Raw genomic sequence first — 17,316 nt, 5'->3', positions numbered from 1 at the left:
AGGGCATCGGCCCCATCCCCGCCGACGCGGCCGCCCGCATCGCCACCGACGCCACCTGGCGGCGGCTGCTGACCGACCCCGTCTCCGGGATCCTGACCGACTACTCCACCCGCACGTACACCCCGGGCATCACGCTGCGGGCCGCGGTGGCGACCCGCGACCAGACCTGCCGATTCCCCGGCTGCCACCGACCCGCCACCACCGGCGGGCGCACCGCAGCCGACCTGGACCACATCCAGCCCTTCGACCCCGACCATCGCTACCGGCCCGGCGAGCCCGGCCAGACCCGCGCCGGCAACCTGCACACCCTCTGCAGAAAGCACCATAACCTTAAAACCCATGCCAACTGGCATGTCGTCCGCGACCCCGACACCGGGATCACGCGCTGGGTCACGCCCACCGGCACGACGGCCGTCGTCGAGCCCACCATCGTGGACCCCACCATCCGCTACGCCCTGACATCAGGCATGACACTCGCCACACCACCCCAACCACCACCAGGACCAGAACCCACACCAGGACCGGGAACAGGACCAACAGCATCCGCCCCACCCCCGTTCTGATCCCCCCTCGACGCCAGCCCCTGCCCTGGCATGCCCTGCCCGACCCGCCGCCGATCCGACCCGGAACCCGGCCTCACGACCCGGGACCGACGCGTCACCGCGACGTCGCGAACGAGATCCACGCGTCGCGCGGCAGACCCGGCCAGCCGGACAGGCGCACCACGGACACGCCGGGCGTCATGCCCGCACGAGGTCCCGCGTCCCGTGCGTCACGTCACGCGTGCATCGGTGGATGCGCCCCAGCGCAAGCCTCGAACCGAGGAGGAGCCCGTAGGACCGCACGGCCTCCAGGCCGTACGCGCTGCAGGTAGGCACGTAGCGGCAGCGCGTCGGGAGGCGTGGCGAGATTCGCCGCTGGTACAGGCGGATCGCGCCGACCCCGACCTGACGGGATCCGCACCACCAGTGCATAGGGCGCGGCGTGACGCCGTCGGGCACCTTGCCCAGCGCGACGCGATCGACGATGCGTCGTGGCAACGACGGTCGGTCCGGCCCCGCCTCATCCTCCAGACCCGCCGCACCCTCCGGCCCCGCCGCCGACCGCCCGAGACGTCGACGCCGCTCGCCGTCCGCCCGGGGCCGGCGCTCGGGCCAGAGGCCGTCACACGGAATGTATTCCAACACGTCACACGGATTGCACCAACAAGGCGACCGCTCGGACGGATCCGAGCCCCAGGGGTCCCCGCCGCCGCCCGCGTCGCCGCATCCGTCGCAGCTCAGGTCGCAGTTGTCCACCACGGGCGGGAGCCTAGGACATCCGTTCGGCAAGCATGAGCTCGAGCCCACGGTAGGCCGGTACGAGCACGCCGCGCGCGGGCCGTCGTCGTCCGACCACGACGTGCCGGCCCGTCTCCGTCAGCGGCGCGAGCGCGTCGAGCACCGCCTCCACCTGCGCCATCGCCAGCGGCATCCCCAGGCAGAAGTGCGGGCCCGCCCCGAACCACAAGTGCCGCACGTCGGGGTCGACCGCCCGGTCCGGGTCGAACCCGCCGGCGGCACGACAGCAGTTCACGGTCGCGATCACGACCCGGTCCCCGGCACGCACCCGCTTCCCGCCGACGACGGCGTCGGCCCGCACGGAACGCAGCATCGCCGGAGTGGGCACGGTCACGCGCAGGGCCTCCTCGACCACACGACGGCGCAGATCTCCCCCCGACGGATCTCCCGAGGAGCCCGACTCCCCCGCGCCGCGCCCCCGGCCCGCACCCCCACCGGTCCCGAGCAGCCTCCCCATCCACCCGGTGTCGTGCGCGATCGCGAGCAGCCGCGGAACGAACGACTGGATCGTCTCGGTCCCGGTCAGCACGAACGCCCCGACCGCGCCCATCGCCTCACGCTCCGACAGCCCGAGTCCGCGCATCCGTCCGGGCACGGTCGACTCGTCGCCCGCGCGATACGCCTCCCGTGCAGGCGATGTCAGCTCCCCCAGCACCCGCCGCGCATGCGTCACCTGCGACGCCGTCAGCTGACGTCGATGCAGCCGCACCATCCCCGTGACCGCCTGCGCCGCCGCCATCGATTCCCGCACCGCCGCATCCGTGGGCGGCAGTCCCACCAGCCCGCAGATCACGGCCCCGGCCTGGGCCGCGACGACCTGCGCGAGGTCCACCGTCTCCCCCGCATCGAGCCGGGCCGCCATCGCCGGCAGCGCACCGCCGTCCGCCGGCACCGCCGACCCGGCCTCACCGGGCTCGCCCCCACCCGGCACCGCCCCGCCCGTCGCCGCCCCGACCAGCTCCCGCACCACCCGCGGCGAGAAGATCGGCCCGAGCGCGCGCCGCATCGCCACGTGTTCCGCGCCCTCCATGTTCAGCAGCACGGACGGCCCCAGGATCGGGGTCCACAGGTCCGACGGCGATCCCGGCCCCACCTTCGAGAAGTGGTCGACATCGAGCAGCACCTCCCGCGCGACGGCGGCGTCGCTCACCACGAGCCCGACCCGCGGCACCCGCGCCACGGGCCGATCCCGCAGCGACCGCACCGCCGGATACGCGAGAGGATGCGCCGCCCGCTGGACACGCTCCTCCCAGCGCGCCTCGCCCGCCCCCGCCTCGCCCGCCCCCGCCTCGCCCGCACGCGGCTCGCCCGCACGCGGCTCGCCCGTCACCGGATGTCCACCACCTCGGGCCGGTACCGGTGGTCCGCGTACCAGCCCAGCGTCCGCACGACGCCCCAGGCGTGCACCCGCCGCGTGGAGGCCCGCACCCACACGTCCCGGTGCTCTCCGTACGCGGCGGTCAGGCGGCGCACCGCATTGACCAGGGCGCGATCCTCGTGGACGTCCTCGATCCTGGTGCGCGGGAACCCGCCCGCCCGCTCGTACAGGTCCGCCGTGATCGCCATGTTGCAGCCGGGCGCCATCACGTACGGCCCCAGGTACCCCTCATCACGATTCCCGGGCCGGACCTTGCCGAACGCGCTCGCCAGCCACACGACACCCGCCAGCACGGATTGCTGGACGCGCGACACCGGGCGGTCGTCCGTGCGCGGCAGGAGCCGGCCCGCGATGAGCTCGTCCCCGACGAAGAACGCGTTCCTGACCGCCCACGTCCACCCTGGCGGCGGCAGGCAGTCGGCGTCGGTCCGGGCCAGGAGCCCCGCCCCTGCGGCGATCGCCTCCCGCATCCCCGTGTCGGCCGCGGCACCCGTCCCCTTCTGCGGTTCGTGCACCACCCGCCACCGGGCCGTACGCCCGAGCCGCGCGATCGTCGCGTGCACCACCTCGACGGTCCCGTCCGTGGACCCGTTGTCCACCACGACGAGGTCGAAGTCGTCGTCCTCCTGCGCATCCAGCGCCTCGAGCGTGCGCGCGACCCCGTACTCGTGCGCCTCGTTCAGCGCCGGCACGACGACGGCGAGCCGGGCCGTCCACACGTCAACGCCGGCGCCCCGGTGCGCATCCCCGCTCACCAGCGCACCACCATCGCACCCATGCTGATCCCGCCGGCGAGCCCGACCAGCAGCGCCACGTCCCCGCGCCGGAGCCGCCCGGTCTGCTCGGCCAGGCCGAGCTGCAGCGGCAGGGTCGCCGAGGCCACGTTGCCGTGGTCGGAGATGGTCACGATCGCGCGTTCCCGCGGCACGCCGAGGCTCCGGAAGACGTCGTCCAGGTAGGCCACGGCGACCTGATGTACCGCCACGAACCCGACGTCGTCCCAGGTCACGCCGGCCTTCGCCATGGCCTCGACGACCACCTCCGGCCCGAGCTCGTCGAACGCCTCCCGCAGCCGCGACCCGTCGATCTCGAAGTAGCTGCGTTCCGGATCACGCGGGTTGAACGTCCCGCCGCCCGGCAGCATCCCGACGTCCCAGTGCCGGGAGGCCGCCGCGAACGCCGAGGCCAGGATGCCCGACGGCGCCTCGCCCGCCAGGTCCGCGAGCTCCGCGTCGAGCCCGGCCGCGTCCTCCGCCGTCTCGACGAGCACCGCCGCGCCGGCGTCCGACATCGTGTAGCCCGGCGCCGACAGCGCATACGTCGCCCGGTCGGGCAGGTCCCAGCGCACAGCGCGGCTCGGCATCTCGCCGCACGCGATCAGCACGCGGCGGTACCGCCCCGTGCCGATCAGGGCCTCGGCCACCTCGATGCCGTTCAGCACCGAGTTGCAGGCGTTCTTCACGTCCATCACCGGGCACGACGCGCCCAGCTTCGCGGCAGTGATGTGCCCGGTGGCGGGCTCGACCATGTCCTGCGACGCGGACGCGAAGATCAGCAGGTCCACGTCCGACGCCGCCAGTCCCGCACCGGCCAGCAGCTTCCGCGCGGCCGCGACCGCGAGGTCGGACGCCTGCTCGTCGTCGGCGGCGACATGCACGGTCCGCGCGCCGGTGAGGCGGGACACCAGCGGAGTCCGCGGCGCGACGCCCGGGTTCCGCTGGTGCAGCTCCCGCTCGGCCGCGGCGACGTCACGCGTGTCGGCGGGCAGGTGGAAGGCGACGCCCGCAACCCTGGCGACGGGCTGCATCAGCTCCGGTACGACGGCGGTCGATGGCTCGACGGCGGCCGTGGTTTCGATCGGCACCTGGCACACGGTAGCGACCCTGACGGACACCACCCGCAAAAGTCCGCCGCGACAGTTCGCCGTGAAAGTCCGTCTCGGCACGGCACACTCTCCTCATGACACCGCTGCCCACCACGCGACACGAGCTCGGCCTGCTCTGGCGGGCCAGGCCCGGAATGGCCGGACTGCTGCTCGCCGGGCAGGGTCTCGCCCGCCTGCCCGGGCCCGCGATCCGCAGGGTCCCCGGCATCGGATGGGTGACCGGCGATCCCGTGGTCGCGCGGGAGGTCCTCAAGGACCACCGCTCGTTCACGATGGTGGGCGAGGGCGGCGTCGGCGATCTCTGGGCGCAGATCCTCGGCGAGTGGGTGCGCGACCTGTTCGACGGACCCGGCCACCACGACCTTCGTACCCGCGCCCGCGACCTCTTCACCGAGAGGACGGCGGCCGGGCTGGTCACGGAGGCGTGGGGCCTGGTCCTGGACGACGTCGGTCGCCGGCTCGCCGAGGGCGGGACCGTCGACATCGCCCATACCGCGCGCGTGCTCGTGGGCCGCATGATGATCGAGCTGCTCGGCATCCCGGCGCCGGACGGCGACGACGGCGGCGATCGCCCACGTGGTCGCGACGACAGGTCCGGCCGTCCGGAGGGGCCCCGCGACGACAACGCGCTCGCTGCCTTCCGCACCGGCGAACGGCTCGCGAAACTCGCCCTGGGCACCGCTGGGTCCACCACACTATCCGCGGCCGCGATCTCCGAGGCGAAGCTCATCACCGACGAGCTGACCGTCGGCGTCCCGCACGCCTTCCGCACCGCGCCTCCGTCGCGTCTGCTCGGCCGGGCCCGGGAACTCGGGCTGGGCCTGGAGGAGACCACCGGCCTGGCGAGCCTGCTCATGGTCGCCGGGACGGAGACGTCCGCGAGCGCCATGATGCGCACGGTGGCGCTCCTGATCGACACCGGTGAGCAGCACTCCGTGCTCCGGCGGCTCGGACGGGCCGCGGCCGGGGTGGCCGCGGCCGGGGACCACGGGGCCGGGGACGGCGCGGACGATCCCTGGGAGCCGGTGGTCCGGGAAGGCCTGCGCGTGACGAGTCCCGCGTCGGTGATCGGGCGTGGTGTCTCCCGGGACGTCGAGATCGGCGGCGCCCGCCTGCGTGCGGGCGAGCGGATCATGCTGCTGGTCTGGTCGGCGAACGCGGCGGCGGGTCCGTTCCGCGCGGACCGCGAGTACGTCCGGGAGACCCGGCAGCTCTGGTTCGGCGCGGGCCGGCATCTGTGCCTGGGCGCGGCCCTCGCCCGCGCGGAGATCGCCGCGCTGCTCGGCGCGCTGTGGCCGGGGGACGGTGCCGTCCCGCTCCGCGTGGTCCGCCGCCGTGCCGCCCGGCGGGTGATCGTGCCGGGCTACGAGGAGCTCGTGGTCGCCCGTTCGTAGATGCGGCGCACCACGTCCTCGATGTCCGGCTCGGCGATCGTCAGGTCCAGCACCTCGGCCTGTTCGGAGACGGCCGCGAGCACGCGGGCCGCGGTCGTCGTGGCGGGGTCGAACGCGAGCTGCTGCCGGAGGCCGCCGCCCTCGCTGCGCAGGTGTCGCGCGCCCGGCGCCGCCAGCTCGTCGCGCGGCTCCGCGAGGTCGACGATCAGGACCCGCTCGGCCCCGACCTTCCGCCCGAGCCCGTCGAGGGTCCCGTCGTAGGCGAGGCGTCCGTGGTCCACGACGAGGATCCGGTCGCACAGCCGCTCGACGTCTCCCATGTCGTGCGTGGTGAGCAGCAGGGTGGTGCCGTGCTGCGCCCGTTCCCGCACCAGGAACTCGCGCAGCCGCTGTTTGGACAGCACGTCCAGCCCGATGGTCGGCTCGTCGAGGATGAGGAGCTCGGGCCGGTGCAGCAGCGCTGCCGCGACCTCGGCGCGCATCCGCTGCCCGAGCGACAGCTGGCGCACGGGTGTGCCGAGGTAGTCGCCCATGTCGAGGGTCTCGACGAGCTCGTGGGTGCGCGCTCGTTCCTCCGCGCGGGACAGCGAGTGGATCGCCGCCAGGATGGCGAACGACTCCCGCACCGGCAGGTCCCACCACAGCTGCGACCGCTGCCCGAACACCACCCCGATCCGCCGGGCGAGCCGTTTGCGGTCCTTGACCGGCCGGAGCCCGCATGTGATCACCTCGCCGGCGGTGGGCACGAGGATGCCCGCGAGCATCTTGATGGTGGTGGACTTCCCGGCGCCGTTGGCGCCGATGTACCCGACCGCCTCGCCCGGCGCGATGCTCCAGGTCATGTGGTCGACGGCGGTCACCCGCCGCACCTTCAGCCCCTCCCGCACCCGGAAGTCGCGGCTCAGGTCGCGCACCTCCACGATCGTGTCCGACGACGGCGTCCCGCGGTCCGCCGGTCCCCGGACCGTCGCTCGTGGCCGGGTCGCCTCCGGGCTCATGTCCGGGCTCGCTGTCTCCGGCGTCGTCCCGCTCATCCGCCACCTCCCTGGTAGTGCCGTACGCCTGCCACCCAGGCGAGCAGTGCGAGGATCCACGCCCACAGCGCCGCCGCGGGCGCGAACCATCCGAGCCACGCGGGCAGCCATTCGGCGCCGGGCTCCCCGAGCAGCAGCATTGCGGGCAGGTACGCGCAGAACGCCATCGGAAACACGAACCCGAAGATCACCGTGATGCCGCGCACCCACACGGTGGCGGGCTGCGTGGACGCGTGCCGCCCGCCGTACACGAAGGCGTTGGTCACCTGCTCCGCGTTGAGCAGGAAGAACTGCAGGCCGCCCGCCGCGACGAAGTTGGCGCAGAAGATCGCGAACCCGCACACGAGTGCCAGCGCCAGCAACGCGACCGCGCGCAGGCCCCAGTCGATGTCGTTCACGGCGAGCGCCCAGGTCAGCACGACGACGGCGAGCGCCGTGCGTCCCAGGCGCCGCAGGCTGATGTCGCTCGTGACGAGCTGTGCGAGCAGCGGTTGCGGCCGCAGGTACAGGATGTCGACGGTCCCGGCCCGGACCTGCTGCGCGAGGCTGTCGACGTGCCCGAACAGCATGTCCGCGTTCGAGAACGCCAGCTCGGCGAGCCCGAACACGAGAAGCGCCTGCTTGAGGTCGAGCCCGCCCAGGGTGCCGTTCGCGGCCGAGAACAGCACGATCACCTCGGCCATCTCCGTCAGCCCGACGATCGCGGTGCCGAACAGGTCGGCCCGGAAGCTCGTGCGGTAGGCGCGCTGCGCGCGGATCCGCGACGCGAGCACGACGCGGTAGGGCCGCAGGAGCCGGCCGATCCGGCCGGTCATCGTGTCACCCACCCTGCACCTCCAGCTTCCGCCGCCCGAGCCGGGTCGCCACCTGGCCCGCCGCGAGCGCGAGCGCGAGCCAGCCCGCCTGCGCGGCGACCTCGACGAGCCAGAACCCGGCCGTGCCGAGCAGGTAGGCCAGGGAGTGCGAGAGCGTGATCCCGAGCAGCAGGCTCATCACGCCGAGCACGTACGGCAGCACCTCGGCCGGCATCGCCATGCCCACCAGGAGCACGCCCACGCCCACACTCGGGATGCCGCGCGGGATCAGCGCGAACACGCCACGACCGACGTCGTCGGCGATGCTCGCGAGCTGCACGTCCACGGGACGCAGGAAGTCGACGGCGATGTCGCCGGACTTGATGCGGTGTGCGGAGCTGGGCAGGGTCCAGATGTTCACCGACCCGAGCAGGCCCTGGCTCAGCCAGACGTAGGCGGCCATCGTCCCGGCGGTGTAGCCGTTGATCTCGCCTCCGCCGCCGTCCACGAGCGTCAGCAGGATGCCGGACTTGAGCAGGCCGAACGTCGCATTGGCGAGCAGCCCGGCGAAGGCGGCGGGAAGGTAGCGCGACTGTGTGCGGAAGCCCGCAGCGAGGATCCTGGCGTAGACACGCACAATCGCCGGACCCTACCGGTCCTCGTGCCGCGAGTCCCGCGAATTTACCGCCGCGGCTCCTCGCCCGTCAGCTCCGGTGGGAGCGCGACACCCCGCAGCACCATGTCGACGCCCAGCTCACCCGCGACGCCCGCCACGCGCAGCAGCTCCTCGCGCGCGCCGTCGTCGCCCGCATGACGGACCAGCACCAGGTCGCCTGCCGGGTCCCGGGGAATCTCCAGCACGAACATCGCGTCGCGGGCGAACACCGCGCGTCGTTCGGCGACCACCTGGTCGCCGCCGGGGTCCGCGGCCGCGAACAGCTCCCGGGTGCGTCCCGAGCCGAGTTCCGTCGCCCGCACCGTGCCGTCGGCCCCGAGCCAGCGCAGTTCGCCGCCCGCGACGGACGCGCCGTCGTACTGGGCGAACAGCATGTCGTCGACCATCAGGCCGAGCGGCTCTCCCGCCGTGTCCACGAGTTCGTGGTCGGTCCGCTCGCCGGAGCCGGTGTCCCAGGAGCGCAGCACGGTGCGCGGCGGGCGCACGCCGTCAGCGTCCGCCTCCCCGTACGGCACGGCGGTCAGGACGTGCACGACCCCGTCGGCGCACGGCGCGTCCGACGCCGTGTCGTCGGGGGCGTCGGCCGCCACGGGCGCGGTCGCCACGACCTCGGCGTCGCCCGGCCACAGCCGGGTCAGCAGGGCGGGCGCACCGCCGTCGGCCCCGGCGGGATACTCCTCGAGCGCCGGACCCATGGCGCGGGTCCACCCGTAGACGGCGTCCTCGCACCGGGCTACCGTCCAGAACGCCCCCTCCACGGGCCGCGACGCCGAGGCCCCGTCACGATGTTCGACGACGTGCTCCCGGTACCCGCCGTCCTCGGTGAACCCCTCGTTGTAGAGGCCGACGACGGCGTCGCCGACCTGGTGGAGCGACACCTGCCCGTCGGGTTTCGCGCTGGGCGTGGCGCTCAGCCCCGACTCGTCGAGCAGGTAGTCGCGTTCGGCGTCGGCGAAGAAGAGACCCTCGCCCGTCCAGGCGAGCCGGCCGCCGTCCATCCCGGTGGTCCGGATCGCCCGTGTGCTGCCGTCCGCGCCGGCGAGGACCACGAACGCCTCGTCGTGCCCCTCGGCGAGGGACGTGTACTGCGGCGACAGGTAGAACGCCAGCCGCGCGTCACCGAGCCGGACGGCCGCCTCGGGCTCCACCGACTCACCGAGGCGGAAGGGTTCGGGCTCGCCCGGCCCCTGGCATCCGGCGAGCGCCAGGGCGGCGACGACCGCCGCCGCCCCGGCACGCCGGAGATTTCTCAGAGCCACGCGTAGGTGGAGGTCAGCGACGAGTCGCGGATGTCGTTCGGGTAGACACCCCAGCCGCCGTTGCCGTCGAGGTCGATGCCGCTGGTCGCGTGGTAGGTCGCCCACACGAGCTGCGAGCAGTTGACCGCGCCGTCGTACGACTTGTTGGCCCAGAAGATGACGTTGTACTCCCGGCCGAGCATGGCGTCGTGGGCGTAGTCCGCCGCGCTCTCGCGCTGCGCCGTCGTGGCGGAGACGGCCTGCTTCAGCGAGCCCTCGGGGACGTAGCGCTGCGCGGCCGAGACGAGGCGGCTCAGCTCGCCGGTACCCGGCGCCTCCACGATCGAGCTGGTGGTGTAGTAGATGCCGTCGTGACCGTGCTCCACGCCGGCCGTCGACGACGGCGACCAGAACACGTCACCCCGGCGCTGTGCGCTGCCCAGCAGCACGTCGCCGCCGCCCGGGTCGGACGACGCCGCCGCGCGCAGACCGCCCCCGGCGACCGTGCTCGGCTCCGAGGTCGCCCGCTCCGTCTCGGCGAGCGCCTGGTCGACGGCCGCGTCGAACGTGACGCCCTCGGTCCGCGCGACGTCCTTGACCGCCGCCACCACCTGGCTCTGGGTCGCACCGGGGGTGAGTTCCACGAGTCGCCGGAGGTCCGACGAGTCGGCGGCGGCGGCGGCCGGTGCGCTGCCCATCCCGATCATCATGGCCGCGGCCACGCAGGCGACACTGCCGCGCACCGCCGTACCGATCTTGTTCATTGCGTACTCCTCGCTGTCCGATGGGGCGTCCGGGATCTCCGGGCGCCTGCCACGCGTGACCACGACGTCACTCGGACGAGTTCCGCCGGGCACCGTCGTGGCACAGCGGACTTTACTGATTCATAGTAAGCAATAGGGCGAACGAAGGGTAAATATCGGGAATCGTCAGCGGGCCGGAAGCCGGGACAGGTCCCGCACCGCTCCCTTGTCCGCGCTGGTGGCGAGCGCGGCGTAGGCGCGCAGCGCGGGCGACACGTACCGGTCGCGCGCGGCGGGCTGCCAGGGGTGCTCGGACGACTCCATCTTCAGGCGCCGCTCCGCCAGCACGTCGTCGGGCACGTGCAGCACGATGGACCGCGCCTCGACGTCGATCGAGATCTCGTCACCGTCCTCGACCAGCCCGATCGTGCCGCCCGCGGCCGCCTCCGGGGAGACGTGCCCCACGGAGATCCCGCTGGAACCGCCCGAGAAGCGGCCGTCGGTGATGAGCGCGACCTGCTTGCCGAGGCCCCGGCCCTTGATGAACGACGTCGGGTACAGCATCTCCTGCATGCCCGGACCACCGGCCGGTCCCTCGTAGCGCACGACGACGACGTGGCCCGGCTCGACCTGCTTCGACAGGATCTTCTCGACCGCCTCGTCCTGCGACTCGCACACCAGCGCGCGGCCGCGGAACCGGAACACGTCGGGATCGACGCCCGCCGTCTTGAACACGGCGCCGTCCTCGGCGATGTTGCCGCGCAGCACGGCGAGCCCGCCCTCGACGGTGTACGCGTGCTCGACGTCGCGGATGCAGCCCTCGGCCGCGTCCGTGTCGAGCGACTCCCAGCGGTTCGACGTCGAGAACGCCTGCGTGGTCCGCACGCCGCCGGGCGCGGCGTGGAACAGCTCGAGCGCCTCGTCGGTGGCCTTGCCGCTGCGGATGTCCCAGTCGTCGAGCCACTCGGTCATCGTGGGGGTGTGCACGGTGGTGACCTCGCGCGCCAGCAGCCCGGCCCGGTCCAGCTCGCCGAGCAGCGCGGGAATGCCGCCCGCCCGGTGCACGTCCTCCATGTGGTAGTCCGGGTGGTTGGGCGCCACCTTGCTCAGGCACGGCACCCGGCGGCTGAGCTCCTCGATGTCGGCGAGCGTGAAGTCGACCTCCGCCTCCTGGGCGGCGGCGAGGACGTGCAGCACCGTGTTCGTCGAGCCGCCCATGGCGACGTCGAGCGCCATCGCGTTCATGAAGGCGTCCTTCGTCGCGATCCCGCGCGGCGAGGCGGTGTCGTCCTCGTCCTCGTAGAAGCGGCGCGTCAGGTCCACGATGGTGCGGCCCGCGTTCAGGAAGAGGTCCTTGCGCGCGGTGTGCGTGGCGAGCGTGGAGCCGTTGCCCGGCAGGGACAGCCCGAGCGCCTCCGTGAGGCAGTTCATCGAGTTCGCCGTGAACATGCCCGAGCACGACCCGCACGTGGGGCAGGCGTTCTCCTCGACCAGGCCGAGGGCGTCGTCGCCCACGTTCTCGTCGGCCGAGTAGTTGATCGCGTTGATGAGGTTGAGGGACGTCCTGGCGACGCCGTCGGCCACGACCGCCTTGCCGGCCTCCATCGGCCCGCCGGAGACGAAGACCGCCGGGATGTTCAGCCGCAGCGCGGCGTTGAGCATGCCGGGCGTGATCTTGTCGCAGTTGGAGATGCACACCAGCGCGTCGGCGGTGTGCGCGTTGACCATGTACTCCACCGAGTCGGCGATGAGGTCGCGGCTCGGGAGCGAGTAGAGCATGCCGCCGTGGCCCATCGCGATGCCGTCGTCGACGGCGATGGTGTTGAACTCCTTCGCCACCCCTCCGGCCTCGCGGATGGCACCCGCCACGAGGTCGCCCATGTCCTTGAGGTGCACGTGACCCGGCACGAACTGCGTGTACGAGTTCGCGATCGCGATGATCGGCTTGCCGAAGTCCTCCGAACCCATGCCGGTGGCACGCCACAGGGCGCGGGCGCCGGCCATGTTCCGGCCGTGCGTGGAGGTACGGGATCGCAGCGGACGACTCATGCAGGCACGATAGTCCCGCTGTCCGACACCTGACACTCCTCAGCCACAGTACGGACACCGCGCCTCGTAAGATCTTCGTAATATAAACGTTTTAGGTGCTGCCGCACAGACCCGGCACCCCCCACGATTCGGCGCATGACCTCCACCAAGACAGCGCCCTCCGCCTCCCGGACCGTCCCCGACTCACCCGCCGTCAGGATGCTCGCCGTGTGCCGCATCCTCCTCGGCGTCGTGTTCCTGTGGCCCGCGCTCGACAAGTCGTTCGGACTCGGCTACGCCACACCCGCCGACGCCGCCTGGTTCACCACGGGCAGCTCGCCCACCGCCGGCTACCTGGGCCACGTGCAGGGCCCACTCGGCAGCTTCTTCGGCGGCCTCGCGAGCCCGGTCTCCGATGTCCTGTTCATCGCCGGGATGGCCGGCACGGGCCTCGCCCTGCTGCTGGGCATCGGACTGCGGGTCGCCGCCGTCTCGGGCGCACTCATCATGACGCTGCTGTGGCTCTCGGCATGGACGTTCGCGCCCGGGTCGAACAACCCGATCGTCGACACGCACGTGGTCTACGCCGCTCTCGTGGTGACGCTGGCGGCCACGCGCGCCGGCGACGTGTGGGGCTTCGGCCGCGCCTGGGCGGCCTCGGGCATCCCCGGCACCCGGACCTGGCTCCGCTGACGGAGCGGCGGCGGAGCCCGGACCGCCGCCGCCCGGTCAGTCGGCCAGGCTCGAGTACTCGTCCTCCAGGACGCTCATCACGTACGCGTCCGACCAGCCGTCGCCGTCCGGGTAGACGTCCCGCAGCCGCCCCTCCTCGCGGAAGCCGAGCGACTCGTACAGGGCCTTGGCCCGCGGGTTGATGCTCAGCACGTCGAGCCCCACCCGGTGCAGCCGGGGGCCGGGATGCTCCGGCCCGCCGGCGAAGGCGAACCGGAGCACCTCCTCGATCGCCTCGCGCCCGTACCCGCGGCCGCGGTAGTTCGGCAGCATCTGCAACCGCAGGTTCGCGGACCGCGCCTCCGGGTCGATGTCGTTCAGCACGATCTCGCCGATCAGCTCGTCGCTGACCGGAACGCCGTCGCGCACCGCCGCGGGGACGACCGCCCAGTCGAACCGGCCGGGGCGGTCCGAGACGACGGCCGCCCACTTGTCGATCTGCTCGCGCGTGAAGGTCGCCGTGGTCCCCGTCAGGCGCATGCCCTCCGGGTCCTGGACCGCCTCCCAGAGACGGTCCGCGTCACGCGGTTCGATCGGCCGCAGGCGCACCAGCTCACCGTGCAGCACCGGCCCTCTGGTCACTGTGCGATCCGCTCCAGGACGAGCTCCCGCACGCGCTTCGCGTCCGCCTGCCCCTTGGTCGCCTTCATCACCGCGCCGATGATCGCGCCCACCGGGCCCTGGTTCCCGCCGCGGACCTTCTCCACGATGTCCGGCTGCGCGGCGAGCGCCTCGTCGATGGCGCTCAGCAGGGCGCCGTCGTCGGACACGACCCCGAGCCCGCGCGACCGCACGACGGCAGCCGGGTCGCCCTCCCCGGCGAGCACGCCGTCGAGCACCTGGCGCGCCAGCTTGTCGTTGATCTTCCCGGTCGCGATGAGCTGCTCGAGCTCGGCGATCTGGGCGGGCGTGACGGCCATGGTCGCGAGCGCGACGTCGGTCTGCTTGGCGCGGCGGGCGAGCTCGCCCATCCACCACTTGCGGGCGCCGGCCGGTGTGGTGCCGCCGGCGACGGTCGCCTCGATCAGATCGAGGGCGCCGGCGTTGACGACATCGCGCATCTCGGCGTCGGCGTAGCCCCACTCCTTCTGCAGCCGACGACGGCGGGCAGCGGGCATCTCCGGCAGGGTCGCGCGGATCTCCTCGACCCACTCGCGGCTCGGCGCGACGGGTACCAGGTCGGGCTCGGGGAAGTAGCGGTAGTCCTCCGCGTCGGACTTCACGCGGCCCGACGTCGTGATGCCGGTGTCCTCGTGCCAGTGCCGCGTCTCCTGGACGACGGTGCCCCCCGCGTCGAGGACGCCGGCCTGGCGCGAGATCTCGTGCCGCACGGTGCGCTCCACCGAGCGGAACGAGTTGACGTTCTTCGTCTCGGTGCGGGTGCCCAGCGGCGCGTCGGGCGTGGGACGCAGGGACACGTTGACGTCGGCGCGCACGTTGCCGCGCTCCATCCGCGCCTCGGACACGTGGAGGGCGCGGAAGATGTCGCGCAGCGTCTGCACGTAGGCGCGCGCCACCTCCGGTGCCCGCTCCCCGGCGCCCTCGATGGGCTTGGTGACGATCTCCACCAGCGGGATGCCCGCGCGGTTGTAGTCGACGAGGCTGTACTCCGCCCCGTGGATGCGGCCGGTCGCGCCGCCCACGTGCGTGTTCTTGCCCGCGTCCTCCTCCATGTGCGCCCGCTCGATCTCGACGCGGAACATCTCGCCGTCCTCGAGCTCGATGTCGATCCAGCCGTCGTACGCGATGGGCTCGTCGTACTGCGAGGTCTGGAAGTTCTTCGGGACGTCCGGGTAGAAGTAGTTCTTCCGGGCGAACCGGCAGTACTCCGCGATGCTGCAGTTCAGGGCCAGGCCGATGCGGATCGCGTACTCGACGGCGGTGCCGTTGACCACGGGCAGCGCGCCGGGAAGCCCCAGCGACACGGGAGTGGTCTGCGAGTTCGGCGCGCCGCCGAACTCGACCTCGGCCGCGCAGAACATCTTGGTCCTCGTGCCGAGCTCGACGTGCACCTCGATGCCGAGCACCGGGTCGTACCGGCGCACGGCGTCGTCGTAGGCCACGAGGTCGGTGGTCGGTGCGGCGGTCATCGGGTCAGCTCCGTGGTCTTCAGCTCGGGGGCCCTGGCCAGCAGCGGCCCGCCCCAGGTCGTCTCGAGCGCCGTCTCGAGGGCGGCACCCACGCGGTACATGCGGTCGTCGGCCTTCGCCGGGGCGAGGATCTGGAAGCCGACGGGGAGGCCGTCGTCGGACAGGCCGTTCGGCACGGACATGCCCGGCACACCGGCGAGGTTGGCCGGGATCGTCGCGACGTCGTTGAGGTACATGGCCAGCGGGTCGTCCAGCTTCTCGCCGAACTTGAACGCCGTGGTGGGCGCCGTCGGCGACACGAGGACGTCCGCCTGCTCGAACGCGGCGGCGAAGTCGCGCTGCACGAGCGTGCGCACCTTCTGCGCGCTGCCGTAGTACGCGTCGTAGTAGCCGGCACTCAGCGCGTAGGTGCCGAGGATGATCCGTCGCTTGACCTCGTCGCCGAAGCCGGCGCCACGGGTCGCCGCCATGACGCGCTCCGCGGTAACCGGGCCGTCCGCGGGCTCGACCCGGAGGCCGAAACGCATGCCGTCGAACTTCGCCAGGTTGCTGGACGCCTCCGCCGGCATGATCAGGTAGTACGCGTCGAGTGCGTAGGTGAAGTGGGGGCAGGAGACCTCGACCACCTCGGCGCCGAGCGCGCGCAGCGTGTCGAGCGACTCCGTGAACCGCGCGCTGACGCCTTCCTGGTAGCCCTCACCCGAGAGTTCCTTGACGACGCCGACACGCACGCCCTTGAGGTCGCCGACAGCGCCACGGCGAGCGGCGTCGGCGAGGGCGGGGAGCGGCTCGGCGATCGACGTGGAGTCGTGCGGGTCGTGGCCGCCGATCAGCTCGTGCAGCAGGGCGGCGTCCAGCACCGTGCGGGTCACCGGGCCTGCCTGGTCCAGGCTGCTCGCCATGGCGATGAGGCCGTAGCGCGAGACGCCCCCGTAGGTGGGCTTCGCACCCACGGTGCCGGTGACGGCTCCGGGCTGGCGGATCGAGCCGCCCGTGTCCGTCCCGATGGCGAGAGGCGCCTCGAAGGCGGCCACCGCGGCGGCCGAGCCGCCTCCGGAGCCGCCGGGGATCCGCTCCAGGTCCCAGGGGTTCTTCGTGTTGCCGTAGGCCGAGTGCTCGGTGGAGGAACCCATCGCGAACTCGTCCATGTTGGTCTTGCCGAGGATCGGAAGGCCGGCGGCCTTGATCCGCTGGACGAGCGTGGCGTCGTACGGCGGGACCCAGCCCTCGAGGATCTTCGAGCCGGCCGTCGTGGGCAGGCCCTTGGTGACGACGACGTCCTTGACGGCGATCGGCACACCGGCCAGCGGGCCGAGCTCGTCGCCGGACGCACGCCGGGAGTCGACGCCGGCCGCGGTGGCCAGCGCCTCGTCAGCGCTGACATGCAGAAACGCGTTCAGGTCGCCGTCGACGGCGGCGATACGGTCCAGGTGGGCCTGTGTGGCCTCCACGCTGGAGACGGTGCCGTCGGCGATGGCCGCGGCAAGCTCTGACGCACTCAGGCGCGTGATGTCACTGGTCATCTCTCACTCCTCGCCGAGGATCTGCGGGACGAGGAACCGGCCGTCCTCCTGCGCCGGGGCCGCCGCCAGGACATCCTGCTGCGGGAGCGGCTCCTGCGGGGCATCCTCACGGAACACGTTCGTGAGCGGGATCGGGTGGCTCGTCGCGGGGACGTCGGCGGTGGCTACCTGGCTGACACGGGCGATCGACTCGACGATGACGTCGAGCTCACCCGCGAGACGGTCGACCTCGTCGGAACGCAGGTCGATCCGGGCCAGGCCCGCGACGCGCGCGACCTCGTCTCGGGAGATGGTGGACATGCCGCAAGTCTAGTGGCGATGCGGGCTCGCGCTGCGTGCCGGCGGGGTGATCCTGTTCCGGGCATGGCGGAAGCCCCCGAGCATGTGCTCGGGGGCTTCCGTGAATTGAGGTCCGGCGGCGTCCTACTCTCCCACCCCCTGGCGGGGGCAGTACCATCGGC

Annotated in this window: 17 protein-coding genes; 3 read left to right on the top strand and 14 right to left on the bottom strand. The window is 72.7% G+C overall.

Annotated elements, in window-relative coordinates:
- Positions 1-563 (top strand): HNH endonuclease signature motif containing protein (locus ACYVK5_RS23925; protein WP_460708487.1); only part of this gene is annotated, 563 nt, incomplete at its 5' end.
- Between the two features lie 177 nt (positions 564-740).
- On the opposite strand, the gene yidD is transcribed toward ACYVK5_RS23925, so the two are convergent.
- The 4 genes from yidD to ACYVK5_RS23905 all read right to left on the bottom strand — a co-directional run bounded on the left by yidD (position 741) and on the right by ACYVK5_RS23905 (position 4,582).
- The gene (gene yidD, locus ACYVK5_RS23920; RefSeq protein WP_460708486.1) at positions 741-1,040 is read right to left on the bottom strand and encodes a membrane protein insertion efficiency factor YidD; all 300 of its coding nucleotides are present in this window, start codon (positions 1,038-1,040) and stop codon (positions 741-743) included.
- A 271-nt stretch (positions 1,041-1,311) separates the two neighbouring features.
- Entirely contained in the window at positions 1,312-2,670 is a 1,359-nt protein-coding gene (locus ACYVK5_RS23915) for a cytochrome P450 (protein WP_460708485.1), read from the bottom strand.
- The gene (locus tag ACYVK5_RS23910) at positions 2,667-3,473 is read right to left on the bottom strand and encodes a glycosyltransferase (RefSeq protein ID WP_460708484.1); all 807 of its coding nucleotides are present in this window, start codon (positions 3,471-3,473) and stop codon (positions 2,667-2,669) included. Before ACYVK5_RS23910 ends, ACYVK5_RS23915 begins: the two co-directional genes overlap by 4 nt.
- Positions 3,470-4,582 carry a 3-oxoacyl-ACP synthase III family protein gene (locus ACYVK5_RS23905; protein WP_460708483.1) on the bottom strand — a complete coding sequence of 371 codons (1,113 nt, stop codon included), beginning with the start codon at positions 4,580-4,582 and terminating at the stop codon, positions 3,470-3,472. The genes ACYVK5_RS23910 and ACYVK5_RS23905 overlap by 4 nt, the downstream gene beginning before the upstream one ends.
- Positions 4,583-4,677: 95 nt before the next feature.
- On the opposite strand from ACYVK5_RS23905, the gene ACYVK5_RS23900 reads away from it, so the two are divergent.
- Positions 4,678-5,997, top strand: coding sequence for a cytochrome P450 (locus tag ACYVK5_RS23900; RefSeq protein ID WP_460708482.1), 1,320 nt, complete (start codon positions 4,678-4,680; stop codon positions 5,995-5,997).
- On the opposite strand, the gene ACYVK5_RS23895 is transcribed toward ACYVK5_RS23900, so the two are convergent.
- The 6 genes from ACYVK5_RS23895 to ilvD form a co-directional block, all read right to left on the bottom strand.
- Complete coding sequence (locus ACYVK5_RS23895) at positions 5,967-7,031, bottom strand: ABC transporter ATP-binding protein (protein WP_460708481.1); 1,065 nt, start codon at positions 7,029-7,031, stop codon at positions 5,967-5,969. The genes ACYVK5_RS23900 and ACYVK5_RS23895 overlap by 31 nt on opposite strands.
- Positions 7,028-7,858 (bottom strand): ABC-2 family transporter protein, encoded by an 831-nt coding sequence (locus ACYVK5_RS23890; RefSeq protein WP_460708480.1) that lies wholly within the window; start codon positions 7,856-7,858, stop codon positions 7,028-7,030. The genes ACYVK5_RS23895 and ACYVK5_RS23890 overlap by 4 nt, the downstream gene beginning before the upstream one ends.
- A complete protein-coding gene (locus tag ACYVK5_RS23885; protein WP_460708479.1) occupies positions 7,851-8,462 on the bottom strand; it encodes an ABC transporter permease in 612 nt (203 codons plus the stop codon). The genes ACYVK5_RS23890 and ACYVK5_RS23885 overlap by 8 nt, the downstream gene beginning before the upstream one ends.
- Positions 8,463-8,506: 44 nt before the next feature.
- The gene (locus ACYVK5_RS23880) at positions 8,507-9,760 is read right to left on the bottom strand and encodes a hypothetical protein (protein WP_460708478.1); all 1,254 of its coding nucleotides are present in this window, start codon (positions 9,758-9,760) and stop codon (positions 8,507-8,509) included.
- The gene (locus ACYVK5_RS23875) at positions 9,751-10,503 is read right to left on the bottom strand and encodes a hypothetical protein (protein WP_460708477.1); all 753 of its coding nucleotides are present in this window, start codon (positions 10,501-10,503) and stop codon (positions 9,751-9,753) included. Before ACYVK5_RS23875 ends, ACYVK5_RS23880 begins: the two co-directional genes overlap by 10 nt.
- A gap of 165 nt (positions 10,504-10,668) precedes the next feature.
- The gene (ilvD, locus tag ACYVK5_RS23870; RefSeq protein WP_460708476.1) at positions 10,669-12,531 is read right to left on the bottom strand and encodes a dihydroxy-acid dehydratase; all 1,863 of its coding nucleotides are present in this window, start codon (positions 12,529-12,531) and stop codon (positions 10,669-10,671) included.
- Between the two features lie 135 nt (positions 12,532-12,666).
- Between ilvD and ACYVK5_RS23865 the strand changes: the two genes are divergently transcribed.
- The gene (locus ACYVK5_RS23865) at positions 12,667-13,203 is read left to right on the top strand and encodes a DoxX family protein (RefSeq protein WP_460708475.1); all 537 of its coding nucleotides are present in this window, start codon (positions 12,667-12,669) and stop codon (positions 13,201-13,203) included.
- A gap of 36 nt (positions 13,204-13,239) precedes the next feature.
- On the opposite strand, the gene ACYVK5_RS23860 is transcribed toward ACYVK5_RS23865, so the two are convergent.
- Genes ACYVK5_RS23860 through gatC form a run of 4 tightly spaced genes read right to left on the bottom strand, consistent with a single transcriptional unit; the run spans position 13,240 to position 17,155 of the window.
- On the bottom strand, positions 13,240-13,824 hold the full coding sequence (locus ACYVK5_RS23860; RefSeq protein ID WP_460708474.1) for a GNAT family N-acetyltransferase: 585 nt from the start codon (positions 13,822-13,824) through the stop codon (positions 13,240-13,242).
- Positions 13,821-15,332, bottom strand: a complete 1,512-nt coding sequence (gene gatB / locus ACYVK5_RS23855; RefSeq protein ID WP_460708473.1) for an Asp-tRNA(Asn)/Glu-tRNA(Gln) amidotransferase subunit GatB — start codon at positions 15,330-15,332, stop codon at positions 13,821-13,823. Before gatB ends, ACYVK5_RS23860 begins: the two co-directional genes overlap by 4 nt.
- Positions 15,329-16,855: an Asp-tRNA(Asn)/Glu-tRNA(Gln) amidotransferase subunit GatA gene (gene gatA, locus ACYVK5_RS23850; RefSeq protein ID WP_460708472.1), complete on the bottom strand. Its 1,527-nt coding sequence runs from the start codon at positions 16,853-16,855 to the stop codon at positions 15,329-15,331. Before gatA ends, gatB begins: the two co-directional genes overlap by 4 nt.
- A gap of 3 nt (positions 16,856-16,858) precedes the next feature.
- Positions 16,859-17,155, bottom strand: a complete 297-nt coding sequence (gene gatC / locus ACYVK5_RS23845) for an Asp-tRNA(Asn)/Glu-tRNA(Gln) amidotransferase subunit GatC (RefSeq protein ID WP_460708471.1) — start codon at positions 17,153-17,155, stop codon at positions 16,859-16,861.
- Between the last annotated feature and the right edge of the window lie 161 nt (positions 17,156-17,316).

It is taken from the genome of Myceligenerans halotolerans (assembly GCF_054782975.1).
Note: the sequence above shows the minus strand (reverse complement) of the source record. Positions and strands in the feature narration are given on the sequence as shown.